Source organism: Acidobacteriota bacterium, assembly GCA_033549365.1.
Lineage (GTDB): Bacteria > Acidobacteriota > Aminicenantia > Aminicenantales > Saccharicenantaceae > JAWSUF01.
Genome location: JAWSUF010000004.1, coordinates 49386 through 75708 on the forward strand (window position 1 = coordinate 49386; position 26323 = coordinate 75708).

At 58.5% G+C, this 26323-nt stretch carries 29 protein-coding genes; 17 read left to right on the plus strand and 12 right to left on the minus strand.

Annotation, left to right across the window (positions count from 1 at the left end):
- Positions 1–25 precede the first annotated feature (25 nt).
- The 8 genes from SCM96_07590 to coaD are packed head-to-tail and all read right to left on the minus strand — an operon-like array spanning position 26 to position 7428.
- Positions 26–1234, minus strand: coding sequence for a hypothetical protein (locus SCM96_07590; GenBank protein ID MDW7760484.1), 1209 nt, complete (start codon positions 1232–1234; stop codon positions 26–28).
- Positions 1235–1250: 16 nt separating this feature from the next.
- The gene (locus tag SCM96_07595; protein MDW7760485.1) at positions 1251–1868 is read right to left on the minus strand and encodes a hypothetical protein; all 618 of its coding nucleotides are present in this window, start codon (positions 1866–1868) and stop codon (positions 1251–1253) included.
- Between the two features lie 19 nt (positions 1869–1887).
- Positions 1888–4152 (minus strand): type IV pilus secretin PilQ, encoded by a 2265-nt coding sequence (gene pilQ, locus SCM96_07600; protein ID MDW7760486.1) that lies wholly within the window; start codon positions 4150–4152, stop codon positions 1888–1890.
- A gap of 1 nt (position 4153) precedes the next feature.
- Positions 4154–4615, minus strand: coding sequence for a hypothetical protein (locus SCM96_07605; protein ID MDW7760487.1), 462 nt, complete (start codon positions 4613–4615; stop codon positions 4154–4156).
- A 2-nt stretch (positions 4616–4617) separates the two neighbouring features.
- Positions 4618–5196 (minus strand): type 4a pilus biogenesis protein PilO, encoded by a 579-nt coding sequence (pilO, locus tag SCM96_07610; GenBank protein ID MDW7760488.1) that lies wholly within the window; start codon positions 5194–5196, stop codon positions 4618–4620.
- The gene (locus SCM96_07615) at positions 5193–5822 is read right to left on the minus strand and encodes a PilN domain-containing protein (GenBank protein ID MDW7760489.1); all 630 of its coding nucleotides are present in this window, start codon (positions 5820–5822) and stop codon (positions 5193–5195) included. Before SCM96_07615 ends, pilO begins: the two co-directional genes overlap by 4 nt.
- Before the next feature lie 3 nt (positions 5823–5825).
- Positions 5826–6905 carry a type IV pilus assembly protein PilM gene (gene pilM, locus SCM96_07620; GenBank protein ID MDW7760490.1) on the minus strand — a complete coding sequence of 360 codons (1080 nt, stop codon included), beginning with the start codon at positions 6903–6905 and terminating at the stop codon, positions 5826–5828.
- 1 nt (position 6906) lies between these two features.
- On the minus strand, positions 6907–7428 hold the full coding sequence (gene coaD / locus SCM96_07625; GenBank protein MDW7760491.1) for a pantetheine-phosphate adenylyltransferase: 522 nt from the start codon (positions 7426–7428) through the stop codon (positions 6907–6909).
- Between the two features lie 183 nt (positions 7429–7611).
- Between coaD and SCM96_07630 the strand changes: the two genes are divergently transcribed.
- The gene (locus SCM96_07630; protein MDW7760492.1) at positions 7612–8331 is read left to right on the plus strand and encodes a protein-L-isoaspartate(D-aspartate) O-methyltransferase; all 720 of its coding nucleotides are present in this window, start codon (positions 7612–7614) and stop codon (positions 8329–8331) included.
- Here SCM96_07630 and SCM96_07635 read toward each other — a convergent pair.
- On the minus strand, positions 8212–10704 hold the full coding sequence (locus SCM96_07635; protein ID MDW7760493.1) for a hypothetical protein: 2493 nt from the start codon (positions 10702–10704) through the stop codon (positions 8212–8214). The genes SCM96_07630 and SCM96_07635 overlap by 120 nt on opposite strands.
- An 84-nt stretch (positions 10705–10788) precedes the next feature.
- On the opposite strand from SCM96_07635, the gene SCM96_07640 reads away from it, so the two are divergent.
- Both SCM96_07640 and SCM96_07645 read left to right on the plus strand, forming a co-directional pair.
- Positions 10789–12189: a hypothetical protein gene (locus SCM96_07640; protein MDW7760494.1), complete on the plus strand. Its 1401-nt coding sequence runs from the start codon at positions 10789–10791 to the stop codon at positions 12187–12189.
- Positions 12186–12548: a septum formation initiator family protein gene (locus SCM96_07645; GenBank protein MDW7760495.1), complete on the plus strand. Its 363-nt coding sequence runs from the start codon at positions 12186–12188 to the stop codon at positions 12546–12548. Before SCM96_07640 ends, SCM96_07645 begins: the two co-directional genes overlap by 4 nt.
- A gap of 22 nt (positions 12549–12570) precedes the next feature.
- Here SCM96_07645 and sppA read toward each other — a convergent pair whose 3' ends face one another.
- Complete coding sequence (gene sppA / locus SCM96_07650) at positions 12571–14286, minus strand: signal peptide peptidase SppA (protein MDW7760496.1); 1716 nt, start codon at positions 14284–14286, stop codon at positions 12571–12573.
- A gap of 116 nt (positions 14287–14402) precedes the next feature.
- Here sppA and SCM96_07655 point away from each other — a divergent pair, with 116 nt between their 5' ends.
- The 11 genes from SCM96_07655 (at position 14403) to rimI (ending at position 22858) form a co-directional block, all read left to right on the plus strand.
- Positions 14403–14690, plus strand: coding sequence for an RNA-binding protein (locus SCM96_07655; GenBank protein ID MDW7760497.1), 288 nt, complete (start codon positions 14403–14405; stop codon positions 14688–14690).
- Between the two features lie 268 nt (positions 14691–14958).
- A complete protein-coding gene (locus SCM96_07660) occupies positions 14959–15546 on the plus strand; it encodes an RNA polymerase sigma factor (GenBank protein MDW7760498.1) in 588 nt (195 codons plus the stop codon).
- The gene (locus tag SCM96_07665) at positions 15543–16337 is read left to right on the plus strand and encodes a hypothetical protein (protein MDW7760499.1); all 795 of its coding nucleotides are present in this window, start codon (positions 15543–15545) and stop codon (positions 16335–16337) included. Before SCM96_07660 ends, SCM96_07665 begins: the two co-directional genes overlap by 4 nt.
- A gap of 1 nt (position 16338) precedes the next feature.
- On the plus strand, positions 16339–17181 hold the full coding sequence (locus tag SCM96_07670; protein ID MDW7760500.1) for a tetratricopeptide repeat protein: 843 nt from the start codon (positions 16339–16341) through the stop codon (positions 17179–17181).
- A gap of 13 nt (positions 17182–17194) precedes the next feature.
- The gene (locus SCM96_07675) at positions 17195–17593 is read left to right on the plus strand and encodes a hypothetical protein (protein ID MDW7760501.1); all 399 of its coding nucleotides are present in this window, start codon (positions 17195–17197) and stop codon (positions 17591–17593) included.
- A gap of 123 nt (positions 17594–17716) precedes the next feature.
- Complete coding sequence (locus tag SCM96_07680; GenBank protein MDW7760502.1) at positions 17717–18484, plus strand: hypothetical protein; 768 nt, start codon at positions 17717–17719, stop codon at positions 18482–18484.
- A gap of 154 nt (positions 18485–18638) precedes the next feature.
- Positions 18639–19940 carry a 3-isopropylmalate dehydratase large subunit gene (locus SCM96_07685; protein ID MDW7760503.1) on the plus strand — a complete coding sequence of 434 codons (1302 nt, stop codon included), beginning with the start codon at positions 18639–18641 and terminating at the stop codon, positions 19938–19940.
- Positions 19933–20433, plus strand: coding sequence for a 3-isopropylmalate dehydratase (locus SCM96_07690; protein MDW7760504.1), 501 nt, complete (start codon positions 19933–19935; stop codon positions 20431–20433). Before SCM96_07685 ends, SCM96_07690 begins: the two co-directional genes overlap by 8 nt.
- A gap of 114 nt (positions 20434–20547) precedes the next feature.
- Positions 20548–21663: an isocitrate/isopropylmalate dehydrogenase family protein gene (locus SCM96_07695; protein MDW7760505.1), complete on the plus strand. Its 1116-nt coding sequence runs from the start codon at positions 20548–20550 to the stop codon at positions 21661–21663.
- Between the two features lie 39 nt (positions 21664–21702).
- Positions 21703–22437, plus strand: coding sequence for a tRNA (adenosine(37)-N6)-threonylcarbamoyltransferase complex dimerization subunit type 1 TsaB (gene tsaB, locus SCM96_07700; GenBank protein ID MDW7760506.1), 735 nt, complete (start codon positions 21703–21705; stop codon positions 22435–22437).
- Positions 22424–22858 carry a ribosomal protein S18-alanine N-acetyltransferase gene (rimI, locus tag SCM96_07705; protein ID MDW7760507.1) on the plus strand — a complete coding sequence of 145 codons (435 nt, stop codon included), beginning with the start codon at positions 22424–22426 and terminating at the stop codon, positions 22856–22858. Before tsaB ends, rimI begins: the two co-directional genes overlap by 14 nt.
- On the opposite strand, the gene truA is transcribed toward rimI, so the two are convergent.
- Positions 22804–23580, minus strand: a complete 777-nt coding sequence (truA, locus tag SCM96_07710) for a tRNA pseudouridine(38-40) synthase TruA (GenBank protein ID MDW7760508.1) — start codon at positions 23578–23580, stop codon at positions 22804–22806. The genes rimI and truA overlap by 55 nt on opposite strands.
- Before the next feature lie 9 nt (positions 23581–23589).
- Positions 23590–24063, minus strand: coding sequence for a TIGR00725 family protein (locus tag SCM96_07715; protein MDW7760509.1), 474 nt, complete (start codon positions 24061–24063; stop codon positions 23590–23592).
- A 147-nt stretch (positions 24064–24210) separates the two neighbouring features.
- On the opposite strand from SCM96_07715, the gene SCM96_07720 reads away from it, so the two are divergent.
- Genes SCM96_07720 through SCM96_07730 form a run of 3 tightly spaced genes read left to right on the plus strand, consistent with a single transcriptional unit; the run spans position 24211 to position 26323 of the window.
- Positions 24211–24423: a hypothetical protein gene (locus SCM96_07720; GenBank protein MDW7760510.1), complete on the plus strand. Its 213-nt coding sequence runs from the start codon at positions 24211–24213 to the stop codon at positions 24421–24423.
- 44 nt (positions 24424–24467) lie between these two features.
- On the plus strand, positions 24468–25154 hold the full coding sequence (locus SCM96_07725; protein MDW7760511.1) for a hypothetical protein: 687 nt from the start codon (positions 24468–24470) through the stop codon (positions 25152–25154).
- A complete protein-coding gene (locus SCM96_07730; protein MDW7760512.1) occupies positions 25151–26323 on the plus strand; it encodes a glycosyltransferase family 4 protein in 1173 nt (390 codons plus the stop codon). The genes SCM96_07725 and SCM96_07730 overlap by 4 nt, the downstream gene beginning before the upstream one ends.

The window sequence follows — 26323 nt, forward strand, 5'->3', positions numbered from 1 at the left end:
GCCGGGGGCTTTTTCGTTTCAAATCTTATTGTTCCCTGATAATCCGGAGATCGATTTCGGCGTAAGTCTGTCCACTTTCATAGGGATCGGGATAGGATGTTTCGAGATGGCCTCGGATCGTGACCATCTGATCAAAGGCAATTTCGTCTTTTGTGGGTCCATAGTAAACGATGGAGGCGACACCGTCCGGTCCGGTTTGGACATAGGCCACTTGTTTATTACCCGCAAAGAATCCCGGCCCGGAAAGAATCGTGAAGTAGACTCGCCGATTGGCGATAGGCGCCCCTTCGTATCTTGCGGTCACTTTGATTTCGGACTGAGGACGTGTATTCGTGGCGTAGAGGACTTGGGGATAGGCTCCGATCGAGATGCTCAAATTTGTGGCATCGGCGATGATGTGAATCGTGGTGGTCTCTTGAGCAATAACCTTGCCCTCCCAGGCGACGGTTGCCAAAATGTTAATTGTTTGATTGACCCCCATAAGCTCTGCGGCCAACGGTCCGTAATAATGAATTCTCACGGTCCCGTCATTTCCGGTCACTTTCTCGGCCACGGCTTTATTATTCTCAAAAAATCCGATGTCTTGTCTTGCCCCCTCGGCGTCCACGATCTCGAAGTAGATGGTTTTTCTTCCCATGGGGGTATGATGGGGAGACAGGAGGACGGCCGTGATTGTGCTCATTTCCCGGTTGCGACCGGCGAAAATGACATTCGGATTTGCCGATACCATAAGGTTGAGTTGTGTGAAGTCTCGGACGATCTGAATGGGAGTCGAGGCCAGAATGGACTGAGCCCCTTCCCACGAGACCGAAGCCCAGATGTAGATATCTTCTTTTACGGAAACATTATCTGCGATTTCCTGTGAAAGTGGGCCATAATAGGTGACGGAAACATTGCCCCCACCGTCCGTGACTTTCGAGGCGACGGCGACATTGCTGTCAAAAAAACCGACGGAAAGCCGGTTCCCCAGTTCGTCTCCGACCTGAAAATAGACGGTCTTGCCTGCGATGGGAGTGCCGTCGAATTTTTTCAGGACGGCCGATATGGTCGTGCTCTGCCGCTGGTTTCCCGCAAAAATGGCGTTGAGAGTCGAGGTGATGTTCAGAACGACGCCCACGGACGATGGGCCCAGGGGATCGGGCTGTCCGGAAATCTTGCGTTTGCAGGCCGGCAGCGTTCCCAGAACCAGGGCGAGGACCAGCCCCGAAATGGCGATATGTTTAATGATTTTCATTGTATTCCCCCCACCTTTAGTCCTCATCTCCGCCACCGCCGCCACTCCCGTTATCCGCATAATTGGCGAAAAAGATCGGCAGGTAACCCGTCGCCTTGACTTCGCGCCGGGTGATGTCCTGCCCGTAGAAATCGATCCGGGCCGTGACCTGGAGAACGTCCTCCCAGCCCCGGTTCCAGAGGTTGGACAGCGGCGGCTCGACCTTGGCCGCTTCGCGGACAATGACGAAGGAAAAGGTCGTGCTGGCTCCAACCCGGAGAAGGAGGGACAGCGAGGCCTCGAAAGAATAGGGAACGTCCACGCCGGGACGATTCATGCCGTCGGTCCGTGAGTAGGAGACGACATAGCGGGTCAGAGTGATGTCGTTGTACTGGGACGGGGGAAGAAGGGGTGCCGGGTCGAGAAGACTGGCCCGCAGCGTCGCCTGGGCGATGTCGGCATAGACGATGCCCTGCCTGACGACGTCGGATTGCGTGAAATTTGCGGCTTGCCCTCCCAGATCCTGCCCCAGGATGTTTTCCACGATGATGAAGGTGTTCGATCGGGATTCGTTTTCCAGGGGATTGCAGGACGTGAAGGCCAGAACCAGCAGGCCGGCGGCCAGCCCGATGGCGAGGTGTTTGTTTTTTCTCATGGTCTTCATCCTTCTCTCCTCACTTGATGATCCTGGGCGTGATGAAAATCAGCAGTTCCCGGTTCTGCTTGGTCCGGGCGAAATTGCGGAAGAGGTTGCCCAGGAGAGGAATGGAATGCAGTACCGGGACGCGTTCCCGGGTGACCGAATCCTCGGTCCGGTAAATCCCGCCGATGACCGTCGTCCCGCCGTCCGGGATCATGACGGTGGTCTTGGCGCTCTGCGTGGTGATGGGAGGGATGCCGTTGACCAGGTTGGCGAAATCGGCCGCGTTGTTCTGGATTTCGATGAACATGATGACCGTTCCCTCGGCCGTGATCTGCGGTGTCGCCTTGAGCTCCAGGGCGGCGTTGACATAACGGGTCGTCACCGTGAAGTTGGCCACGGTCTGGACGGGAATCTGGCGGCCCTGGACGATTTCCGCGGCCTGATTGTTCTGCGTGGTGACCTTGGGCGAGGAGATAATCCGGCCGTTGCCCGAGGTCTCCAGGGCGGAGAGGGCGATATCCAGCCGGAAGGTGTCGAGCACGTTGGCGAACGAAAAGCCGACGGCCGTGTTGAAGGCCGGGGCCGGCAGGTTGACGGCATAACCGCCGAGAGGGCCGCCGATGCCCTTGGTGACGATGCCCTGGGGAATCAGGGCTCCGTCCGCAAAGGCCTTGTTCGGAAACTGGATGGCCGTCTGGTTCCCGTAAAACGGGTCGGCGATTCCCCGATAGCCCCACTGAATGCCGAGGTTGCGGACGAATGTCGAAGTCGCCTCGACGATCCGGGCTTCGATCGAGACCTGGGGCGTGGGCGTATCCAGGACGTCGATGAGCGTGGTCAGGAGATCCATCCGGTCCCGGACCTCGGAGATGATGATGGTGTTGGTTCGCTCGTCGATGACGAGTTCTCCGCGGTTGGAAATTCTTGATCGGAGAAGTCCGGCCACATCGCGGGCCTTGGAATAGGAAAGGGTGACGGTCTTGACATGGAGGGGACCCGCCAGTTCCTTGCTTTCCTTGAGCCGTCTCTGCTCTTCATCCTCGCGGGTGAGAACGCTGATCGGGGCGATGCGCAGAACATTGCCCTCGATGGTTTTGCCCATCTTGTTGAACCGGAGAACGACGTCGAGCGCCTGATCCCAGGGCACGGCTTCGAGACTCGTCGTCACGGTGCCGCGGACGTCGGGATCGAAGACGACATTCAATCCGGCGAATTCGGCGAGGTAAAGAACGACGTCGCGGAGATCCGCATCCTTGAACTTGAGGCTGAGAACTTCACCCGAGTATTTTTCTTCCTCGGCGGCGATGATCCGGGGTTGAAACTGCGTTTCCTGGATCGGATGAACGACCGTCCGGGCTTCTGCAGGAGGCGGGGTATCGGCTTCAAGGGTCCTGGCGGGAACCGGGGCCGGCGGAGCCGTCGACGTATCGATCGTTTTGGTCGGTTCCGGGCGGATTTCGAAGGCCGTTGCGGGAAGGGTCGGTGCGGCGATCGGAATGTCGGCCGGCTTTGCCCGGTTAAAACCGATGGCCATGCCGCTCGGATGGGAATCCATGGTGTAGGCCACCGTCTCGTCGAGGTCGAAGACCAGACGGGTGATCGTGTGCGGGTCATTGAGTGCGAATTGGTTCACGCGCAGCTGGCTGACCCCGTCGTCCGAGATGCGGTGAACCGCCGGACGGCCCTTGTATTCGGTGTCGAAAAGATCGACGACAAGGCGCTGGGGAGCCTCGAGGGCGAAAACCTGGGCGACCCATTGTCCCGTCAGATCGGCGTGGACGGTCGTTTCTCCGCCGGATTTATCGACGCGGATTCCGGTCAGCCGGCCCGGGACGGGGCTTTTTCCTTCAAGAAGATTCCGTGTTTCCGGAGTGACCACGTATCTCTCGCCGGTTCTCAGAATCTTGTTCAGCTCGACGGCGTTGGTCTTTCCGTCGGTGATGATCCGATAGGGAACCTTTTCGCTGAGATCGATCCGGAACTGCAAGCCCGGCCCGCCGTTTTCTTCGACCCGGACGGATTTGATGAATCCGGATTCCGAAGCCGGCACCGGTTGAAGATCGACGGCCCGGACTTCGGGGACATCGATGACCAGCGTCCGGGGTGACTCGGGGGCATAATAGGCCCCGGCAATCGATATCGGCTCGGCGGATTCAATCAGAAGCCGGGCCGACAGGACGCCGGGTTGGACGCGGGCCCGTGCCGTCTCTTCGGATGTTTCGGTTGTCCCGGATGCGGCGAGCGCGACAAGGAAACACGAAAGAATCAGACAGGACAAAGGGATTTTCCGTTTCATGTTAACGCTCCTCCGGATTGATTTCTTTGACGATGTCCTTCGGCCGCAGCAAAGGGATGCCGCGTTCGCGGGTCTGCCGGAAAACAACCCGGTCGATGTTGATGGAGAGGACGTGGCCGTCGGCAAACTTGTCCCCGCCCTTGATGAAATAGGGGAAACCGTGGGGCACCGTGATGATGGCCGTCAGGCGATTGCCGTGTTTGACGATGCCGATCAAGGACACCTCGGCGACGGATATCTGGCCGATGCCGGTCCCGGCGGATTTGTCGGGAATATCGCGGCCGGCCAGAAGATCGCGGAAGGGATCCCGGCGATTTCCCGGGACATAGACGAATCCGTCTTCGCGGGTCTTGAGGACGGGAAGGGTTTCCTCACGGACTTCGCCGGCTTCGGTCTCCTGAAAGGAGAAGCCCGCCAGGCCGGCCAGCATGACGGCGGCTAAGATCCAGGCTGTTTTTCTCATCACTACTTCCTTGTCGTCTTGGCGGCGGGTTTCGCCGGCACCGGCTCGTCATCGCGGAAAATGTAGGTTTTGGCGGTCCAATTGGCCGTGATGGTGGCGTCGCCGACCTGTTTCGACAGGGTCTTGATGGAAAAGTTCTCGACGGTGAAAATCCTGGGGAAACGGCTGAGCCGGTCGAAAAAGACTCCCAGGCTGTGATAATTGCCCGTGATTTCGATCGGGATCGGCCATTCGTTGTAAAACTCCCTCGGGATTTCCGGCCGCGGCGTGTAGCGGACCATGGTCAAGCGGGCATCCGTGGCCAATTGTTCGATTCTTCGGAGAATGTCCGCGACTTCCTTTTTCCGGGGGATGAAGGCTTCGAGCTCTTCCAGGCTCTTGTTCAATTCGGCGATTTCCATTTCGATGAGATCGAGTTCTTTCTTTTTTTCACGCAGATCCCGGACTTCGCGTTCCACCTTGGTCCGGTTCTCCCTCAAATTCTCAAGCTCCTGATTTTTGGGCTTGAAGTAGGCGAAAAAGGCCAGAGCGACGATAAATCCGGCCAGGATGATGTATCCGTACCAGGGCAAGTTCTTCATGGCGTCCCCCTTTTCCCGGTTTTGGCCTCAGGCTTGGCCGCCGGCGGCGATTCCTCCTGGGGCCGGACGATCTGGGCGTTCATGGAGAACTCGAGAATCACGTCGTTTCCGGATTTCCTCTGGGCCGTCGAGACAATCTCGACGTTGGACAGCTGTTCGCTGCTTTCCAAATTGGCGGCGTAATCGGCGATGAGGTTGTTGGACAGCGCCTTGCCTTTGAGCTGAAGGGTGCGGGTGTCATAACCGGCTTCCGTCAGCCAGACCCACTCCGGAAGGTGGCGGCTGATTTCATCCACGATCCTGACGACGAGATCCTGAGTGGACTTGAGATCGTTGATCAGCCCGATCTGCCTTTGGAGTGTCTGCTTCCGGGCCTCCAACTCGTTCAATCGGGTGATGACGTACTGAAGCTTGGCTTTTTCCGCCTGAGCGGCTTCCAAGAGCTCCCTTTCCTCATCGATGGCTTTTTTCTGGAAATAGAACCAGCCTGCCAGCCCGACGATGACCAGGAGAAGCAGAAGGTTGCCGATCGCCGGCGGCTTCTTGGCGGCCCGTTCGGGCGGCCCGGCGGGACGAATGTCCCGGGCGTCCTTGGCTTCCGGTTTGAGGAGATTGATTCGGATCATGGCCTATTTCTCCGCTTGACGGGTGGAAAGTCCGACGGCCACCCCGAAGATGGGAGCCATCTCGCTGAAAAAGATGGGATCGAATTTTTTTTCGTCGTAATGGATCATGCGGAAGGGATTGAAGAGTTCGGTTTTGATCTGGAACTTGTTTTCAAAAGCTTCGGCGATATCCGGGATGTTGGCCAATCCGCCGCTGAGGAGAATCTGCTCGACCTGATCAGCCGTTTTTTCAGTGGCCTCGAAAAAGGCCATGGTTTTTTCCATTTCATCCAGCAGGTCGCGGATGTTCAGGGCCAGGGCCGAAGCGAACTGGTCCGGGGTGACACTCGTTCCCGGGAGGCCTTTGAGCAGCCGTTCGGACTCATCGAAACTCACGTTGAGTTCCTTGCGGATGTTTTCCGTGAAGAAGTAGCCGCCGATGGCCAGATCGCGGAAAAGCTGGGGCCGGCCCCGCTCGGTGATGATCACGTTGGTGATATTCGCGCCGATGTTGACAAGCGCCGCGGTTTTGGCCTCGAATATTTCGGGATAGTTGATTTCCAGCGCGTTGTGAAGGGCGAAAACGTCGACCTCGATGGCCTCGAGATTTTTCCGTGCCTGGTTGATGACATTGTAGTAGTTGGAAATCTTGTCTTTCTTCGCCGCCACCAGCAGAATGTCCAGGTTCCCGTCGCCCGAACCCTGGGACGGAGGCAGGATGACGTAATCGACGTTGGTTTCCTCATAAGGATAAGGAATATTGTGTTTGGCTTCCCAGGTGATGGATTCGGCCAGTTCCAGGCGGTCCATGGTTGGAAGACTGATTTTCTTGATGATGACGGAATTCCCGGAAATGGAAATGACGACGTCGCGGGTCGAAATCTTGTTTTCGTCGAAAAGCTGGCGGATGGCGTCCGCGACGGCCGCCGCGTCGATCACCGTGCCTTCGACGATGGAGTCGGGGGGCAGCGGCTTGAAGCCGATTCGGACCAGTTCGTAACGGGCGCCGCTTTTTTGCTTCCGGGCGTTGAGCTCGACCGCCTTGACGGCATACGTTCCGATATCCAGGCCGACCAGCTTTTTACTTCGGGTCAATCCGAACATGTCAACCTGCCTTTTCGCGGGAATCGCCGGTTTCCCGGAGAGGATTTTGAAGCCGGGCGTTGAGCCGCTCGGCCACGATTTCGGGCACAAGATCGGAAATGCAGCCGTTCAGGGCATGGACTTCCTTGACCAGATTCGAACTCAGGAAGGAATAACGGAGGCTGGGCGTCATGAAGAACGTTTCGATCTCCGGAGCGAGTTTTCTGTTCATCAGGGCCATTTGGAATTCGTATTCGAAATCGGAAATCGCCCGAAGTCCGCGGATGAGGACGGGAATTTCGTTCCGGCGGGCGAAATCCACCAGAAGTCCGTCAAAGGAACGGACCTCCACGTTGTCCCGCCCGGCGAAAACCGTCTTGATGATGTCCACTCTCTCTTGAGTCGGAAGAAGAGGGTTTTTTTTGGGATTTTCCAAAACAGCCACCAGAATGCGGTCGAAGACCTTCAAGCCCCGCTCGATGATGTCGATGTGCCCGTTGGTGACGGGATCGAATGATCCGGGGTAAATGGCTGATGTCTTCATCTTCAAACCGTCTCTCCTAAACACCCTGTTATGGCCTGCATTGTCTAACAGCATGTCTCCGGCGCCCCCCGGCGTCAATCACCCCTGCCGAGGAAAGGTGAGGTGATTTCAAGGTCCCCCATCTCATCGCGGAAGGTGACCGGCGATTGGACAGGTTTCAAGTCTTTATATATACTGAATCCAATGAGAAAGCTCGTTATTCTCGCCCTGGCCTTGGCGATGGCCGGCGTCGTTTTGACGAAGACGGACGAAGACATGTTCGAGCGTCCGCGCCGGGCCATGGTCGCCATGCAGATCAAGGCCCGGGGGATTTCCGACCCCCGCATTCTGGATGCCATGGGGCGGATTCCCCGGCATCTCTTTGTTCCTTCGGCCTATCAGAGCCAGGCTTATGCCGACCATCCCCTGCCGATCGAGGAAGGCCAGACCATTTCCCAGCCCTTCATCGTCGCCCTGATGACCGAGCATCTCGAGGCTCGGGAGGGCGACCGCATTCTGGAAATCGGCACGGGTTCGGGATACCAGGCGGCTGTCCTGGCCGAACTCACCCCCGAGGTTTATTCGGTGGAAATCCGGGAGACGCTGGCCCGGCGGTCGGAGAAAACGCTGAAGGAGCTGGGATACGATTTTGTCCGTGTCAAACATGCCGACGGCTATTACGGCTGGGAGGAATATGCGCCGTTCGACGGAATCATGGTGACTTGTGCGGCGAATCATGTTCCGCCGCCCCTCCTCCGGCAACTCAAGGAAGGAGGGCGGCTGATCATTCCGCTGGGCAGCACGTCATACTTTCAGACGTTGACCGTGATCACCAAAGTGGACGGCCGGCCCAGGGTCCGCCAGGTGCTGGATGTCCGCTTTGTTCCCATGGTCGGCGAAGCCGAGAAAAAGAAGGGCCGCTAAATACAACCCGCCTCCGAGAGCCAGGACCGCTCCGTATCCCATGGAAAAAGCCGCCAGAAGCGCCAGGGAGGATCCGGCCACGGAGGCAAAGGCATTGGTCGCCCAGGCCAGGGGGATCAGGCGTTTTTCCCGAATGTGAAGCATGCGGAGGGCGCCTGGAAAAGGCATGCCCATGGCGAATCCGAGGGGGAGGACGGCGGCGAACGTCAAGCCCAGCCGGGCGCCCAGGGAAAATCCGATACACCGGTCGATCAGGACCGGCAAAATGGCCTGATAGGCGATGGCCGCTCCCCCTAGAAGAGCCAAACAAACTCTCAGCCGAAACGCCGGATTCCGGCCGAGAATTCGGAGACCGGCCAGGCTTCCGATGCCGGCGGAGATCAGGACGGCCGAAAGCACGGCCGCGAAAGCATAGAGGGGACGGCCGAGAAAGAGGATGAAGGTGTGGATCAGAGTCATCTCAATAAAAATGAAACCGGCCCCGATGCAACTGAAATAGAACAGCGTCCTGACGAGGAGCCCGCGGGGAGGAGAAAAAGATCGATTCATCGGCCGGAGAGGAAGGAGAATGAAGAGAAAAGCCCACAGGAGGGATTGGATCAGAATGAGAGGGACGATGTATTGACCCTGGAGAAGAGGCAACCATCGGCCGCCGAAGGCCTCCAGGGTTTCGGCCGTTCGGCTCCACTTGAAGAAATTCTTGAAGAACGGCCGGTTGTCCGAAGCGGGCCGGACATCGAAAAGATAATCTTTGAAGAAATCCCCGCGCCGTTGGGGATCGAGCAATTCGGCGACGAATTCCGAGTAGGGAAATCCGGAAAATGAGGAGTTCATGCCGCCGTCCTCCGGTGAAGCGGGAGGATGATCGACATCGAAAACGAGTCTCTCGGCAAACTCCCTGAGGCCGGTTGTCTCCTCGGCTGAAAAGGGGGATTTCCCGACGAAAAGACTCAGGGTTCCCCATGTTCTCATCACGGCCAGGTGCTCGTCCGGCCGCCGTCCCGTTTTTTCCAGGGCTTCGATCCAGGTGGCCAGAATTTTGAATTCCTGGCGAAGAGGGGGAAGGAGGTAAAACGTGATGGAGACCAGGCCGTCCTCATCAAGACAAGCGAGAATGTCCATGAAGGATTCCACAGTGATGAGAAAGTCCTCGCCCAGACCGAGAAGTCCGGTCCCCATGGCTCCCCCGGCGTCGGTCATGGGAAGAACGATCAGATCGAACGTCCGGTCCGCCCTCCGCAGAAACGTCCGCGCTCCGGAGACCTCCATGCGGACATGGTCGTGAGAGAACAGTCCGCCGGTCCATTCGGACAGGTCGCGTCTTAGGATTTCGGCGACCAGCGGGTTTTCAACAACGGCCGTGATCGAGGAGGCTTGGAAGCGGCGTGCGGCCAGGACATCCAGACCCCCTCCGGGTTCGATGATCAGAACATGAGGCCGGCGCCTGACGAGATAGGGCCAGGAGGACGGAAGCCGGGATAGGAACGTGTCGGATCCGGCGTTGTCTCCGGAAACGGCGGTTACGGCCGTCATCGCTTCCCCGTCGAGAATAAGTCCCAATTGAGGGGGCAGATCCTCCTCGTGAATGAGGCTCAACCCGGGGGCGAACCTTACGGCCGGAGAATCGATGACGTCCACTCTGGCCAGGGCGTTCCATCGTGTCAGCACAAGTTCGGCGTTTGGATATTTCAAGGCGGCCGCCAGCGGTTTGAACGGAGCCATGCGAAAAGCAAGAAAGTCCGGAGCGGCGGCCGCGAGGACAGCCGCCCCGGCCGGCAGGAGAAGCAGAAAAACGGCCGTTCGGCGGCTTCTCCTCAGAGCGAAGGCGGGTGTTGCGCAAAAGGCGATAAAAGCCAGGGTCGGGAACACCCCCCGGTCTTCATTGAGGGCAAAGAGAAACAATCCTCCCAAAACGCCCAACCCCGCGCCGAGAAGATCGAAGAAGTAAATCTTGTGGGGGCTTGAGGAAAACAACGTCAGGGAACTCGAAAGCGTCAAGCCGGCAAAGAAAAACGGCAGGCACAGGATGAGATATTCAAGAACGATGAAGAAAGCCTTCTTCTCGTTCCACAGAAGTTCCTGGAAATCGAACGGAAAATGGTTGACGGCCAGAGTGCTTCCGAGCAGGGTCAGCCCGAATAGAAAAGATGTTGCAGCGGGGAAGGCCTCTCCCCGTTTCTCAAGGTGATTCCGGGCCAACACCAGAAAGGAGCCGGCGGCGCCGAAGCCTAAAAAGGACAGGCTGATGACCAGAAAAGCGAAATGGTAGTCCTGAGACACGGCGTAATATCGCGTCATCGCCAGCTGAAAACCCAGCACGGCCGCCGACGTCAGGGAGACGCCCAGCAGGATGTTCAGGCGCGGATGTCTCATTTTTTCCACAATATCGAACGGGCCCGTCCCTGTCAACGCAGAGTTGATTTTCCCGGGAGGCTGTGCTAACTTAAATTCAAGAATATGATCAAGTTCGGGACATCCGGTTGGCGGGCGGTGATGGGTGAGGAATTCACGTTTCACAACGTCCGGCTCGTCGTCCAGGCTGTGGCCCGTCATCTGAAAAAGCGGTTTCCCGATGAGGACGTTTCCGTCATCGTCAACTACGACACCCGCTTTCTCAGCGAACGCTATGCCGCCGAGGCGGCCAAAATCCTGTCCCGGAACAGGATCCGCGTCTTTCTTTCGGAACGGGATGCGCCGTCCCAGGCCCAGGCCTATCAGATCATCCGAAGGCAATGCCACGGCGGCATCAACTTCACCGCATCCTTCAACCCGCCCGAATACAACGGGCTCAAGTTCAATGTCGAAACCGGAGCTCCGGCTCTGCCTGCGGTGACGGATGCCCTGGAAGAGGAAATCCGCATTCTGGCCGAGGACTATTCTCACTGCTCCTATTATCCCCTGGCCGAATACATCACCCGCATCGACCTCCAGCCGGACTACCTGGCCTTCATCCAGAACAGGATCGATTTCGAATCGATCCGCAAGGCGGGCCTCAAGGTCGGCGTCGATCTGCTCTTCGGAACCAGCCGGGAATACCTGGACGAAATCCTGGTGGAAAACAATATCGTCGTCGAAGGCATCCACGGATATGTCGACCCCTATTTCGGCGGGGTCATCCCATCCTGCACGGAAGAAAACCTCGGCGAACTCAAAAAACTCGTCCGGGAAAAATCATGTCATTTGGGCGTGGCCACGGATGCCGACGGCGATCGTTTCGGCATTCTCGATCACGAGGGCCGGTTCGTCATTCAAAATGAAATCCTGGCCTTGCTTCTTCACTATCTCGTCTCCGTCAAGGGCTGGCGGGGCGGCGTCGCGAGATCCGTGACCACGACGCATCTCCTGGACCGCATCTCCAGATCTTTCGATCTGCCGCTCTACAAAACACCGGTCGGATTCAAGTATCTGGCCGACCTCTTTCTCCAGGACAAGATCATTTTCGGAGGCGAGGAAAGCGCCTGTGTCGTATTGAAGGACCACCTGCCTGAGAAGGACGGCATCATCGCCGGACTCCTGGTCGCGGAGATGATCGCGGTCATGGGAAAAAATTTGGTCGATTTGCGCAGGGATCTTTTCAAAATCTATGGACCGATGGTCGGCGATCAGAAAAACATCTCCTTGACGCCCGACAACGAGCGCAGATTCCGGGAGCTTGTCCGGACCCCTCCGGAATCGCTTGACGGAAGACCCGTGGTTTCTCTTGAAACGATCGATGGCTTGAAACTGGATTTCGACGGGGACGACTGGTTCCTCCTCCGCATCTCCGGAACGGAACCTCTGATCCGGTGTTATGCCGAGGCGGAAAACAGAAAATCGCTCGATCGTCTGATGGCCCGCGGTTTGGAGCTCATCCAGTGAGAAGCCCTTCAAAAAAAACCAATCCCGCAATCCGAAAGCGGATCGTTCTTCTCGGGATCGGTTTTGTCATTCTGGCCATATTCGTGACGGTTCTGTTCGGGAAAAAGGGATACATGGACATCCTTCAGGCGAGAAAAAGATATGCCGCCCTGGAGGAAGAGCGAGCGGCCATGGAGCGGCAGCGGGCCCTTCTGGCATGGGAAATCGAGAGATTGATGACCGATCCCTCCGCCGTTGAAAAAGCCGCCCGGGAAAAACTCTGGATGGTTCGTCCCGACGAAATCATCGTCGTTTTCAGCCGATCCGCCGCCCCCGCGCCGCGGGAACGCGATTCTCGGGAATCCCGCAAAGACGAATAATCCCGATGCGGACCCGGAGAGCCTAGGGTGCGGAGACCCATCCGGGCATGATCGCCCAGCTTCGCGTCCGCTCCATGAGTTTCAGAACGGGCAGAACCTGTCGGATATGCCGGGGAAGCAAGGCCTCCGAAGCGGGGTCTCGTCGGCCCAGAAAGGCGTCCCAGAAGGATCTTTTCTTCGGCCAGACGACAAGCCGGACGGCTTCGTCCGGGGCGATGCCGGCCAGGACCTTGGCCTGATCCACGGCTTCCGTGAGACCGCCCAAGGCGTCCACGAGGCCGGATTCAACGGCTTGGCGGCCCGTCCAGACCCGTCCTCGACCGAGGGCGTCGACCTCGTCCCGGGACATGTTTCGCGCTGCGGCGACACGATCCAGAAACTGTTCGTAAGTCCAGAGGATTTCGTCCTTGAGAACGGCTCTTTCCTCGGGCGTGAATTCCCGGAACGTCGTAAAAATATCCGCTTTTTCTCCGTAGGTCAGTTTTTCCCCGGTCACTCCGATTTTTTCGTAAAGGCCGCCGAAACTGAATTTTCCGGCCAGGACTCCGATGGAACCCGTCCATGTCTGCGGGTGGGCGATAATCTTGTGAGCGGGAAGTGAAATCCAGTAGCCTCCCGATCCGGCCATGTCGGACATGGAAACAACCACGGGTTTCTCCCGGGCGGCCTGGGCCAGCTCACGGTGGATGACGTCGGAACCGGTTGTGGAACCGCCGGGGCTGTCCACGCGAACCACGATGGCGACCAGGGATTTGTCCTGCCGGGCCTGCCGGATCCAGGCGGACGTGGTTGTCCCGCCCATGACTTGGGGCATGCTTTCTCCGGTCAGAATCGGCCCGACCGCATAAATCAGAGCCACTTTCCGGCCCGATCTCAATCCGGCCGCCGCCGGCCGGGCCTTGGCGTAATCATCGAACCGGATCCGGGAGAGCTCCTGATCGCCGTCCTTCAGGTTGTCCCGCAATTCGTCCTCGAAAAGGACGGCGTCAACGAGTCCCGCCTCCATGGCCTTGGGTCCCTGAAAAAAGGCCCGGTCGATCAAGGCGCGCATTTCCTCTCCGGTTTTCCCCCGCGCCTCGGCGACGGTCGAAACATAGGTTTCGAAGACATCCGTGAAGAGGGATTCCATCATTTCCCGATGGGACGGTGTGAAGCGGCTTTCGGTGAAGGTGTTGATGGCTGTTTTGTATTCTTCGACGTGTTCGAACTCGGCCTTGACGCCGATTTTTTCCAGAGTTTTGCCGAAAAACGGAATATAGCCGCCGAGCCCGTTGATGCCCAACCAGCCCATGGGGTGGAGAACGATGGTGTCACAGGCTGTGGCGAGGTAGTATTCCTTGTCGAAATCGGGCGCTTCTTCGATATAAGCGTAAACTTTTTTCCCCGATGTCCGGAAATCGAGAATCAAACGCCGGATTTCATCGGTTTTGGCCCAGTCGCAGAGAAGAACGTTCAGGCGGAGGACCATGGCCTGGATCCGCGGGTCCGATTTGGCTTTTCGGATGTGCATTCTCAGATCGTGGAGAGCGAGAGGCTTGCGGCCCGAAAAAAGCAGGGTGAAAAGGTCGTCCTGAGCCATTTCGACGATTTCACCCGAAATGTCGATGTCCAGATAGGCTTTCGAGGGGACATGGACGGAGGGGCGGCCGAAGGATGTCAGGATATAGGACAAGAACGCCGCCAGGGCCAGGATTCCCAAAATAAGGAAGATGATCAGGATATATTTGCCTTTTTTCATGACAACTCCATTTCCCGGATATTATACGAATAAGCCGCCAAAACGTTCTTGATTTGCCGAAGCAGTTATGAAACAATGAGTCGACTCCGGATGCGGAGATCGAGGAGGTTTTTTTTATGTCACACAAGCTTTATGTTGGCAACCTGAACTACAGGACGACCGAAGACAAGCTGAAAGAGCTGTTTTCCCAGTACGGCGAGGTTGCCACGGTCAACATCCTCCAGGGCCGCGGCTTCGGATTTGTCGAAATGGCGACATCGGATGCGGCCGGGGAAGCCAAGAACAGGCTGAACGGAACGGAATTCGACGGCCGGAAACTCATCGTCAATGAGGCCCGTCCCCGAACCGAAGGGGGCCCGGGCGGCGGCCGACCCGACGACAGAAGAGGTTTCCGCAGGTTCTGATCGATAAAACGCCATCTCCGTTTTCTTCCGCGAATCCGGGCCAAGCCCGTTTGATGTTCCGATCTCTATACTCCCCCCTTCTTCTTTTCTTTTCCTGCTGATTCCGGCCGTGGCGGAACCCCTGTTCCACGGACGGATCTGAAAAAAAAAGGTTTTTCGGGGTGAACCTTATGCGGACACCGTCCGTAGAACTTTGTGAGAAACATGAAATCGAGCAGCCGGATCTGAGGATTCTTCGAAACAAAGGGATTGAACAAGGACGCCGTTCGTGGATAGGGACGATCATAAGACCGGGGCGGATGAACAGCTTCCCCGGCTTGTCGAAAAAATCCGCGAGGGAGACCGTGAGGCTTTCATGACCGTGGCCGGGCTTTTCCAGCAGAGAATTTTCGTCATGGCCTTTTCGATTGTCCGCAACAGGGAGGACGCGCTGGACGTTGTGCAGGAAACCTTTCTCCGGATGTTCCGGAAAATCCACATGTTTCGTCCGGGCTGCAATTTCCAGAATTGGCTTCTCCGGATCGCCCGAAACCTGGCCATCGACGATTACCGGAAAAACCGCGGGAAAACAAGGGGACTTGAGGCGGACCGAAGTGTCGAGGAGTTCGATCCGGCCGGGGATGACGGCGCCGGCGTTCAGAGGGCGGCGGATATGCGCCGGGAGTTCTCCCGATGCATCGGCCGTCTGGCGAACCGGCAAAAAATGGTTTTCATCATGAAGCACTACGAGGAATGTCCTTACCATGAAATATCGGAGGCCATGAATATCTCGATCGGAACGGCCAAATCCCTCCATCACAAGGCCGTCCGCAACTTGAGAAAATGGCTGGCTCCGCATCTGGGGATGCAAACATGAAAACATGCAGAAAAATGATCAAAGACTGGACGGCCGATTTTCTCTCGGCCGGGACCGTCCCGGAGGGATCCCCCCACCGAAAGCACGTGGAAAGCTGTGCCGTGTGCCGGGAGGAAGCCGAGCGTCTGAGGCGGATTCTCAACCGGGCGGATCATGAGAGAGCGAAGATCCAAAAGGAGATGGATTCGATTGATTGGGCCGCGCTTCCCGAAAAGATTGCCGACAGAGCTTTCCGTGAGTCCGCTGCGGCCGTGTGCCGAAGGCAGCGAGCCGGATTCCCGCAATGGCTCCCGGTTCGACCGGTGTTCGCCGCTCTGGCCCTGGGTCTTGTTCTCGGTGCGGCCGGCATGTATCTCGCCGTCAAACGCCCGGCTCCGGGTCTTTCCGTTCGGGGTGACTATTTCGCTTCACCCGGCTTCATCGACAGGATCGAACAGACCCTGGCCCGGAGGGAAGCCATCGATTATCTCGAAAGAAGCCAAGACCTGCTTCTGGATTTTCTCCAGGCCGCGGACGCCGAAGGTCCGGAGAGGGGATTATGGCCGGCTCCGGATCGGGTGCGTGAACTCCTGGGTCAAAAAAAATACTTGAATGCTCATTTCGAAAGCCCTCGTATGGCTCAGGCCAAAGCCGTCTGCGACCAAATCGAACTCCTCTTTATGGAGCTTTTCCGATTGGCGGAGGGCCTGACGGCCGAGGAAACGGCCCGGATTCGAAGCTTTATCGAGGACAGGCAGCTTCTTTTGAACATCCGCCTGGCCAAACGTGAACTTCAGAAAAGCGAGGTTTAACATGAGATGTCGAGCCGCGTTTCTATCGATAGGCTGTCTGTGGATTCTGCTGTCCGGTCTTCCCGCCGAGGCCAGGCAAGCGGAGACGCTGTTCGAGGATGCCAAGATCCTCATGTTCGACAAAAACTGGGGTGCCGCCCTGACCAAGCTCGAAGAGCTTCTGGCCGGTTCTCCCCGGAGCCCGCTGGCTTCCCAGGCGCTGTTTTACAAAGGCCGATGCCTGGCGGAACTGCCGGGGCGCGAAGGGGAGGCTCTCGACACCTTCAAGGCTTATCTTTCCAGAAAAGACCGGGGCGGCCGGCTCGATGAAGATGCGGAAATCGGAATCATCGACGCGGCCGAGAAGCTCTACAAAAGAGGGGAAGCGTCCAGGATCCGGGAGGTTGAAAGCCGGCTGAAGAACTCCAACACGGTTGTTCGCTATTATGCCGCATTCACTCTGAGTTACATGGATGACCGAAAGATCGCCGCTCTGAGCGTCCCGGTTCTCAAGGAGATCATCGACCGCGAAACAAACATCGAACTTCGCGACAGGGCCAAAATCGCTCTCCTGCGGGTTTCTCCCGGCGATCTGAAAGCGTTGGAGAGCCGGCGGCCTGAGAGGGAGGTCGGACGGGTTTTAAAAATTCAGGTGAGCGAAAAGGGGGAGATGAAAATCGACATCAATATCCCCTGGGCTCTGGCCCAGCTGGCTCTCCTGGCCATCCCCGAGAAGGACAAGGATCTTCTGATGAAGAAAGGCTATGACATCGACCGGATTCTGTCCGAACTGGCCGATTCCCGGGGCGGCATTGTGGAAATCCGCGAGGAACAGATCCTCATCAAAATATCCATAGCCAAATGACAAGGAGGTCATCATGAAATCCAAAACAACGGCGATGTGTGTCCTTATCGGAATTCTGGCGGGGATGGGATCGGTTGCGGCGGCGCCGGCGGTCGAAAAGAACGATCTCCAGATCATCCGGAAGGCCGTCCGGGACAATGGACCCGACGTCCCGTCAGACATGAAAGAGGTCAAGTGGTTCAGAGTCCTGGTCACCGACAATCGGACGAATAAAGACAAAGTCCGCATTTCCCTTCCCTTTGCTCTTCTCGAAGCGGTCTCGAAGATTGCGGCGGGTGCTGAATTCCGTTTCGATCGAAAAGCCGGCGATGTCGAACTCGGGGCGCTTCTTGCCGAACTGAAAAAAATCGGGCCCATGGCCATCATTGAGGTCCACGACGAAAACGAAACGATCAAGGTCTGGTTCGAGTAGGGCGTCGGCGCAACCCCTTACCGCTGAAAGACAGGCGTTTCATTTTTCAGTCTTTTGGGATATACTCAATCCCAAAGGTAGGGTTGTCCGCGCGAAGCCTTTGCGCGGGCGAAGGAGGAAGACATGCGGAGTCTTGTGTGTTTGTCCCTGGTTTTGCTGACGATGGCCCCAACCGCCGCCGACGGGGTTGAGCCGGGTCAGGACCTCAGGTTTCAGGTGACGAAGGTTCGGGTTGAGGTTTCGGAGCGTTCCTATACCGGGCCTTGCCCGCACCGGTTCGACTTTACCGGCTATATCACGGTGAACAGGGCCGGTACGGTCCGCTACCGCTGGTTGAGATCGGACGGGGCCCGCGCGGCCGAAAGCAAGCTCGTTTTTTTAGGGCGCGGGACGAAAACGGTCGCCACCTACTGGCAGTTGGGTAGCGGCGCTGAAATGTCCCGCGATGATTGGCAGGCTATCGAAATCTTGTCGCCGAACAGCCTTGTTTCCGACCGGGCGGACTTCACCTTAACATGCATTCCGATTATGAAGATGCCGACCTACGAAATTCTGGGAGCCATCGACTCCGGTCCGGAGGGCCGGTTTACAGCCGGGCGGCAAGTTAAGATCTCGGTCCGGCAAAGCGGCAGCACCGTCGTCTCGCAGGTCTTGACTCTCAATAGTGAAGGCCGAAGCGAATACCGCTTCGGGCTGCCCCTCAGAGCCGGCCGATATCAGCTTGTCGTCGAGAGCGTTCCATACTCGGGGCCGTCGACACTCAACGTCTGTTACCGGAGCACGGTCCCCGCCGACCGCTGGGTCGAGTTGACCACAAGCCGCAGGAGAGCTGAGAACCAGGACTTCACCATCCAATTCGTTATCGGTTGGGACCGGGGGCCCTGCTGGTAAGCGCGTCGGCCGTTCTCTAAGAAACCGCCTCCTCCGGGGTCCCCACCCTGAAACGGCCATGCGAGAAAGCGGTGTTGACAAGTTTCCCGGCTGTTTGTTATAGGTGACATCCGGCCTCCGGACGGACGGCCGGAAATGCTTGGAGGTTCATCCCATGGGCATGACGATGGTGGAAAAAATTCTGGCCCGGGCGGCGGGGCTTCCCGCAGTGCGGGCCGGGGATGTGGTGGAGCCCGTTGCAAGCTGCGCCATGTCCCACGAAAATGCGGCGTTGGTCATCAACCAGTTCCGTGAAATCTACAGCGGGACGGGCATCGAATCCAATGTTTGGGACCCGTCGAAAATCGCGATCATCCTGGACCACCGCGTTCCGGCCGAGAGCTCGAAAACCGCGACCAATCAGAAAAGAGTCCGGGAATTCGTCGCCGCGGTTGGCATCGCCAAGTTCCATGATGTCCGGGGCGACGAAGGCGGAATCTGTCACCAGATTCTTCCCGAAAACGGCTATGTCGTGCCCGGGACCGTGGTCGTCGGCACGGACAGCCACACGACGAGCCACGGCGCCCTCGGCGCCTTCGCCTTCGGCATCGGAGCGACCGAAATGGCCTCGGTCTGGGCCCTGGGCACGGTTCTCAACGTCGAAGTCCCCGAGACCATCAAGGTCGAGGTCCGGGGCCGTTTCCCGAAATATGTCTTGCCCAAGGATCTTATTCTCCATATCATCGGACTCATTTCGGCGGAAGGGGCAAACTTCAAGGTTCTGGAGTTTCACGGCCCGGCGATCCGGGCCATGAGCACGTCCGGGCGCCTTGTCCTCTGCAATATGGCCGTCGAGGCCGGGGCGACATCGGGCATCGTTCCACCGGACGAGGAGACCGTCCGATATCTGAGGGAGGAGGCGAAAGTCAAGGGGAGGCTCGATTTGTTCGGCCCGGATCCCGACGCCTCCTATGTCCGAACCCTGAGTGTCGATGTGTCACGCCTGGAACCCCAGATCGCCCGTCCCCACACCGTGGACAATGTCGTTCCGGTGGGCGAGGCCGCCGGCGTGAAAATCCATCAGGTTGTCATCGGCTCCTGCACAAACGGCCGTCTGGATGATCTGGCTGTTGCCGCCAAAATCCTCAAGGGAAGGAAGGTGGCCCGGAGAACGCGGATGCTGGTTTTTCCGGCCTCATGGAGGATTTACCGCCAGGCTATGGAGCAGGGATATATCGACACCTTCATCAAGGCCGGCGCCGTCGTCATGAACCCCGGTTGCGGTCCCTGCCTGGGCGTCCACCAGGGCGCGTTGGGCGACGGCGAAGTCGCCCTGTCCACGACGAACCGCAATTTCAAAGGCCGGATGGGCAACCCGCGGGCTGAGGTCTATCTCTGCTCGCCGGCCGTCGCCGCGGCCGGCGCCGCGGCGGGCGAGATCGTCGATCCGAGGACGGGAGGTAAACGCCATGGCTAAGGTTGTGCTGAAACTCGAAGACGATATTTCGACGGACATCATTTATCCCGGACGTTTCATGGCCACGGTTCTGCCGTCGGAAACGCCGGCTTTCGCTTTCGCCGATCACACGGAGTTTAACACCCGGCTGGCCAAGGGGGAGATTCCTCCGGGGAGCATCCTTGCGGCCGGGAAGAATTTCGGCTGTGGATCCTCGCGGGAACAGGCGGCTTCGACGCTCAAGGGCTGGGATCTGGTTGTCGTGGCCCGGAATTTCGCCCGCATTTTTCTTCAGAATGCGATCAACCTGGGCTTGAGAACGATCGTCTGTCCGGATATCGAATCCGAGGAAGGGCATGACCTGGAGATCACGGAGCAGGCCGTCTTGAATCGGACCACGGGAAAAAGTTTCCCCGTCGAGCCGCTTCCGAAATCGCGCCAGGCGATCATCGATGCCGGCGGATTGATTCCCTATACCCGAACCCGCGTCCTGGGAAAATCCAGGAAAACCTGAACAGCCTTTCGGGTCGACGGCGCCGAAATCTGTTGATTCGGCTCCCGATTTTCAGGTATCATACACATTCCCAAGGCCGGGCCGAGGGGTCCCTGAATTCAAAAGGAGTTTTTGATGCCGAAGTACAAAATCGCCGTTCTCCCGGGAGACGGAGTCGGACAGGAAGTCATGGAAGCCGCCATGATCGTGCTTGAGAAAATCGGACTCGATGCCGAATACAGAACCGGCGACATCGGTTGGGAATTCTGGTGCCGGGAGGGAAATGCCCTTCCCGACCGTACGCTCGCCCTTCTGAAAGAAACCGACGCCTGTCTTTTCGGCGCCATCACGTCCAAGCCCAAGGACGACGCCGTCGCCGAACTCGATCCTTCGCTTGGGAACAAAGGCCTGTCGTATTTCAGCCCCATCGTCCGTCTGCGCCAGGAGTTCGATCTTTACACCGCGCTTCGCCCCTGCAAGGCCTATCCCGGCAACCCCCTGAACCACAGGGACGGCATCGACCTCGTGATTTTCCGAGAAAACACCGAGGGGATGTATGCCGGCGTGGAGTTTCATCCACTTCCCGATGCCATGAGGGCCGCCATGTCCGCCCATCCGAAAATGAAGCCTTTCAAGGATGTCCCCGCGGATGATATCGCCGTTTCCACCCGGATCATGACCCGCAAGGGATGCGCCCGCATCGTCAAGGCGGCTTTTGATTATGCCCGGAAGCACAAGAGGCGCTCGGTCACGGTTGTTGAAAAGCCGAACGTCCTGCGGGAGACCGGAGGCCTCATGCTCGAGGAAGCCCGGAAAGTCGCCGCGGGCTATCCGGACATTCCGCTCTATGAGACCAACATCGACGCCATCTGCATGTGGCTCGTCAAGAACCCCCGCGATTACGACGTCATGGTCGCCGAAAACCTTTTCGGCGACATTGTTTCCGATCTCTCCGCTCAGCTCGTGGGTGGTCTCGGCTTTGCGTGCAGCGGGAATATCGGGGATCGTTATGGTGTGTTCGAGCCTACGCACGGCTCGGCGCCGAAGTATTTCGGCCAGTACAAGGTCAATCCCATTGCCATGATCCTGTCCGCAAAAATGATGCTGGACTGGCTGGGCGAGACGGACAAGGGCCGTGTCATCGAGGAAGCGGTCGCCGCGGTCATCAAAGAAGGCCGGGTCAGAACATACGATTTGGGCGGGCAAGCCAAAACCCTGGATGTCGCCCGGGCCGTGGCCGAAAAAATCTGATCCGTTGCGGTCCCGCTCGGCGGGAAAGGCGGGTGAAGGATGCTCATTCTGGCTGTCGACACGACCACGCCGAACGGATCGGCGGCCATTCTCGACGGGCCGCGGCTTCTGGCCGAGACGGCGGTCGCCTCAGCTCCCACCCATTCCGCCGTCCTTCTCCGTTCGATCGACCATATTCTGGCAGTCTGCGGTGCTACGGCCCGGGACATCGAGGCCTTCGCCGTCGCCGCCGGTCCGGGTTCGTTTACCGGGATCCGCATCGGCTTGAGCACGATCAGGGCCCTGGCTTTCGCCTCGAACAAACCGGCCGCGGCCGTATCCTCTCTCCGTGCTCTGTCTCTCAAGGCGGCTGCGGACGAAGGCACATGGATCGCGCCCCTGCTCGACGCCCGCAAGGGAGAAATCTACGCCGCCCTTTTCAAAGTCTCTGCGGAGGATGCGGCGGCCGCCGTTCCCGAAGGCGCCTGGATTCCCGGAGATTTTCTTTCCCGGATCCCGGATCAGGGGGTCGTCACCTTCATCGGCGACGGCTTGGATGTCTGCCGCGACTCCGCTCAGGCGCGTCTCGGCGACAGGGCGCGGTTTTCAACCCGGACGCCCTTCATCGCTCACGAAGTGGGCCTTCTGGCCGCCCGGATATTCGCCCGGAACGCGGGCGCCGTTCTCGAAGAGCTCGAACCCCTTTACTATCGGAGATCCCAAGCGGAGGAAAAACATCATGGCGGGACCGGAAATCGGCGAGGGATGCGTCATTCGAAGAATGAGGGTCGATGACCTTCCGGCCGTCCTGAGCATCGAAACGGTCTCTTTCCCCAATCCCTGGAACCGGATCGCCTTCATCGGCGAAATCCAGAACACCGGGATTTCCTTTCCTCTGGTCGTTTCGACGGAAGGCGACCGCCGCATCATCGGGTATGCCGTTTACTGGAAAATCGCCGATGACGTCCAGATCAACAACATCGCCGTTCATCCCGAGTTCCGGGGACGGAGTTTGGGAGACAGTCTGCTCGCGCATATTCTGGAAACCGTCAAAGCCCAGGGAGCCAGGGTGGTTGCTCTCGAAGTCCGGCCGTCCAATACATCCGCGATCTCCCTCTATCGCAAACACGGATTCACCGTCGTCGGAAAAAGGCGCGGATATTATTCCCGGCCGCCGGAGGACGCCGATGTCATGATGCTGAAGTTCGGCGGATAAGCGACTTCGACCAGACACAGCCCTTTGGCGGGAGCCGTGGGCGCGCCGAGGGTGCGGGCTTTCTTCCGGAACAGGCCCTCGATATCGGACGGACGGATTCGTCCCCGACCGACGTTGAGAAGCGTTCCGGCCAGGGTCCGGACCATGTATTTCAGAAAACCTTCCGCCGTCACCGTATATTGAATTTCGTCGTCTACGCGGACGATCTCGGACCGGATGACCTTTCTTACGGGGCATTTGTCCTTGTTCGAAGAGAATGTCGAGAAATCGTCTTCACGGACGAAGAGGCCGGACGCCTCCCGCATCGCCTCGAAGTCGAGCGGCATGGGCCGGTGGATCGCGTAGCGCCGGATAAAGGGCGAATGGACGGGGGAGATGCAGATTCGATACCGATACGTCTTGGACAGAGCCGACTTGCGGGGATGGAAATCGGCCGGAGCTTCCTCGACGGAAAAGACGCGGATGTCTTCGGGCAGAACGGCATTCAAGGCCCGGAGAAGCTCATCTGTTCCCAGCCTGAGGTCGGCCCGGAATCCGGCCGTCTGGGCCAGGGCGTGGACTCCGGCGTCCGTCCGTCCGGCTCCGTTGACGGGTACCCGTTTGTGGGTGATCACGGCCAGGGCCTTTTCCACTTCACCCTGAATGGTTCTGAGTCCGGGCTGAAGCTGCCAGCCGTGGTAATCCGTTCCGTCATAGCCGAGGGTGATCCGGTAATTGGTCATGCGGGCCGATCAGCGGCGCCCGGCCGCTTTTTCCAGGGCCAGACGGACGGCCTCCTCGGGGGTTCCGGCCGGGATGACGCCGCGGACATCCCAGGTCCCGAGGCCGACGACCGGGCGCTCATAAACGCCGCCGTAGGCGATTTCGCTCAAGGTGCCGAAGGCGCCGTCGATGGCGATCAGGGCGTCGGCATTCATGACGACAAGGGCGTTTCGGGCGTATCCGATTCCCGTGGCAATAGAAATGTCGATGTGGGGATTGGCGTCTCGCGGATCGGAGCCGGGAAGGATGCCGACGGTCAGTCCGCCGACCTCCTTGGCGCCGCGGGCGGCGGCTTCCATAACTCCGCCGAGGCCCCCGCAGACGACGACGGCCCCGAGTTTGGCGATCAGGCGGCCGACCCGGTAGGCGGCTTCACTCGATGCGGGGTCCGGTCGCGATCCGCCGATGACGCCGATCCGAAATTTGCTTCTGGTTTCGCTCATGACAGCCTCTCTTTCTTGTATCATACCCGGCGGTCTTTGCCAACGGAGGCCCATCGGAATCCGGATTCATGTTGAACTCTCCGGCGGAAATGCTTTACAATACGTTCTGATTTTCAACTGGTGAATTCAACGGCAAGGACGATCATCATGGCCGGATTTCTGGACATCAAATGCCTCGGCAAAAAGGAACAGGCCGGGCTCGAGGAAACCATCGAACGCCGAATCGCGGAAAAGCTCAAATCCGGAGTCTTCACGGAACGCGAGGTCCGCGAGATCGAGCTCATGCGGCTCCGGCCGATTCCCGATATCCTGGACGTTCAGAGCGTCTATGAAGACTTTCTGTTTCGGAATGACCGCTGATCCGGAGCCCCGGCCGGGTCCGGACAGGCCTTGAGGAGATGCCCATGGACGATTTTTCGATCGATTACGATAATCTCGATATATCCACCCTTATGGCTGCCGTCAAGGAGCGGGCCGCCCGCCGGGCCGGGGACGAAGGAAGTCCGGAAGAAACCTTTCCGGTCCCGGAACCGGATCGCCCTCAGGATACCGGCTTCCCCGCCGATGACGAGCCGTTCCTTGCCCCCTATCCCGACTTTCCCGACGACGAGCCGGGAGGCAAATCCCGCATCAAGAGAATTCTCCTGAAACTCATGCGGCCGTTCGCGCCGCTCATGAAGCTCGTCATCCTTCCGATCAATGAAGACATCGTCCGGGCCGTCCGCCATCTCGACTACGTCAACCGCCGGGTGGATTATTACGCCGCCAAGTCGGAACATGAGCTCAGGAGGGCCGACCGGCGATTCGCCGCCCTTCAGGAGGTCCTGGGGCGGGAGAGGGAGGCATTGGCGCGCGAACTGCAACGTGTCGAGCAGGAAACGGCGGATGCTCTCGGCGGAATCCGCTCCTGTTTGACACCGGCTGTCGACAACGTCAAGCTCCTCCACACCCTGGCCCATAACACCGTCGTCGAGTTGACGAAACTCAAGATCGAGCACGAGACGCTCAAGAACAAGATCCGGGTCATGGAAAAGGATTTCGAGACACTCAGCCGCCGCGAGCGGGCCCTGGAAAAAAAGGTCTTCGAATGAAACTGGCATTCGTCGTTCAACGCTACGGTCTGGAGATCAACGGCGGCGCCGAGCTTCACTGCCGCTGGGTGGCCGAACATCTCCGGGAGCACCATGACGTTGAAGTCCTGACGACCCGGGCCTTCGATTACATCACCTGGAAGGATCATTATCCGAAGGACGAGGAATCGATCAACGGGATCACCGTCCGGCGCTTCTCCGTGGACCGGCCGCGAAACCCGGAGCGGTTCGGCCGCATCCAGGACTTCGTCTTCAACCGCGCCCACAGCGAGGCCGACGAGCTTCGCTGGCTGGACGAGGAGGGTCCGCTCTCCACGTCACTGATCCGCCATATCCGGGACCATCGCGACAATTACGACCACTTCATCTTTTTCAGCTACCGCTATTATCACTCCTACTGGGGAATCCGCGTCGTCCCTGAAAAAAGCATCCTTGTGCCGACGGCCGAGCGCGACCCGGTCATCCACCTGGGCATCTTCCGCGACCTTTTGAAACTGCCGCGGGCCTTCATCTACAACTCCCACGAGGAAAAGGCCATGATCAACGCCGCTTCGGGGAACGACGATGTTCCGGGCGACATCGTCGGTGTCGGCACGGTCGTTCCCGAAACGTCCTCGGAGGACCGGTTCCGCAAGCTCCACGGCGTTGATGGGCCCTACATCATCTACATCGGCCGCATCGACGAGAACAAGGGTTGCCACAAACTCTTCGAATATTTCCTGAAATTCAAGAAGGACACGGACTCGCCGCTCAAGCTCGTCCTCATCGGCAGCTCCATCCTTCCGATTCCCTCTCATCCCGATGTCATCCATCTGGGCTTCCAGCCCGAGGAGGTCAAATTCGACGCCCTCGAAGGGGCCCGGATTCTCGTCATGCCGTCCTTTTACGAAAGCCTGTCCATGGTCACGCTCGAAGCCTGGGCCATGAAAAAACCGGTTCTGGCCAACGCCCGGTGCGAGGTTCTCAAGGGCCAGTGCCTGAGAAGCCGGGCCGGGCTCTTTTATGAAAACTATTGGGAGTTCCGAGAAGCTCTCGAGCTGCTTGACGCCGACGCCCGGCTGCGGGAGGTCATGGGAGAAAACGGCCGTCGCTACTACGACGCCAACTACACCTGGGACATCGTCGTCGGCAAGTATCAAACCGTCATCCGGAACCTGGAAAGCCGCTAG

Excerpts from the sequence above, each read along its gene's own strand:
- pilM (MDW7760490.1), bottom strand. The coding sequence starts at position 6,905 with ATGTTCGGATTGACCCGAAGTAAAAAGCTGGTCGGCCTGGATATCGGA.
- coaD (MDW7760491.1), bottom strand. The coding sequence starts at position 7,428 with ATGAAGACATCAGCCATTTACCCCGGATCATTCGATCCCGTCACCAAC.
- SCM96_07635 (MDW7760493.1), bottom strand. The coding sequence starts at position 10,704 with ATGAGACATCCGCGCCTGAACATCCTGCTGGGCGTCTCCCTGACGTCG.
- pilO (MDW7760488.1), bottom strand. The coding sequence starts at position 5,196 with ATGAAGAACTTGCCCTGGTACGGATACATCATCCTGGCCGGATTTATC.
- SCM96_07680 (MDW7760502.1), top strand. The coding sequence starts at position 17,717 with ATGCGGAGTCTTGTGTGTTTGTCCCTGGTTTTGCTGACGATGGCCCCA.
- SCM96_07725 (MDW7760511.1), top strand. The coding sequence starts at position 24,468 with ATGGACGATTTTTCGATCGATTACGATAATCTCGATATATCCACCCTT.
- pilQ (MDW7760486.1), bottom strand. The coding sequence starts at position 4,152 with ATGAAACGGAAAATCCCTTTGTCCTGTCTGATTCTTTCGTGTTTCCTT.
- rimI (MDW7760507.1), top strand. The coding sequence starts at position 22,424 with ATGAGGGTCGATGACCTTCCGGCCGTCCTGAGCATCGAAACGGTCTCT.
- SCM96_07720 (MDW7760510.1), top strand. The coding sequence starts at position 24,211 with ATGGCCGGATTTCTGGACATCAAATGCCTCGGCAAAAAGGAACAGGCC.
- SCM96_07675 (MDW7760501.1), top strand. The coding sequence starts at position 17,195 with ATGAAATCCAAAACAACGGCGATGTGTGTCCTTATCGGAATTCTGGCG.
- SCM96_07730 (MDW7760512.1), top strand. The coding sequence starts at position 25,151 with ATGAAACTGGCATTCGTCGTTCAACGCTACGGTCTGGAGATCAACGGC.
- SCM96_07685 (MDW7760503.1), top strand. The coding sequence starts at position 18,639 with ATGGGCATGACGATGGTGGAAAAAATTCTGGCCCGGGCGGCGGGGCTT.
- SCM96_07715 (MDW7760509.1), bottom strand. The coding sequence starts at position 24,063 with ATGAGCGAAACCAGAAGCAAATTTCGGATCGGCGTCATCGGCGGATCG.
- sppA (MDW7760496.1), bottom strand. The coding sequence starts at position 14,286 with ATGAAAAAAGGCAAATATATCCTGATCATCTTCCTTATTTTGGGAATC.
- truA (MDW7760508.1), bottom strand. The coding sequence starts at position 23,580 with ATGACCAATTACCGGATCACCCTCGGCTATGACGGAACGGATTACCAC.
- SCM96_07655 (MDW7760497.1), top strand. The coding sequence starts at position 14,403 with ATGTCACACAAGCTTTATGTTGGCAACCTGAACTACAGGACGACCGAA.
- tsaB (MDW7760506.1), top strand. The coding sequence starts at position 21,703 with ATGCTCATTCTGGCTGTCGACACGACCACGCCGAACGGATCGGCGGCC.
- SCM96_07670 (MDW7760500.1), top strand. The coding sequence starts at position 16,339 with ATGAGATGTCGAGCCGCGTTTCTATCGATAGGCTGTCTGTGGATTCTG.
- SCM96_07605 (MDW7760487.1), bottom strand. The coding sequence starts at position 4,615 with ATGAGAAAAACAGCCTGGATCTTAGCCGCCGTCATGCTGGCCGGCCTG.
- SCM96_07615 (MDW7760489.1), bottom strand. The coding sequence starts at position 5,822 with ATGATCCGAATCAATCTCCTCAAACCGGAAGCCAAGGACGCCCGGGAC.
- SCM96_07630 (MDW7760492.1), top strand. The coding sequence starts at position 7,612 with ATGAGAAAGCTCGTTATTCTCGCCCTGGCCTTGGCGATGGCCGGCGTC.
- SCM96_07640 (MDW7760494.1), top strand. The coding sequence starts at position 10,789 with ATGATCAAGTTCGGGACATCCGGTTGGCGGGCGGTGATGGGTGAGGAA.
- SCM96_07590 (MDW7760484.1), bottom strand. The coding sequence starts at position 1,234 with ATGAAAATCATTAAACATATCGCCATTTCGGGGCTGGTCCTCGCCCTG.
- SCM96_07695 (MDW7760505.1), top strand. The coding sequence starts at position 20,548 with ATGCCGAAGTACAAAATCGCCGTTCTCCCGGGAGACGGAGTCGGACAG.
- SCM96_07665 (MDW7760499.1), top strand. The coding sequence starts at position 15,543 with ATGAAAACATGCAGAAAAATGATCAAAGACTGGACGGCCGATTTTCTC.
- SCM96_07690 (MDW7760504.1), top strand. The coding sequence starts at position 19,933 with ATGGCTAAGGTTGTGCTGAAACTCGAAGACGATATTTCGACGGACATC.
- SCM96_07595 (MDW7760485.1), bottom strand. The coding sequence starts at position 1,868 with ATGAGAAAAAACAAACACCTCGCCATCGGGCTGGCCGCCGGCCTGCTG.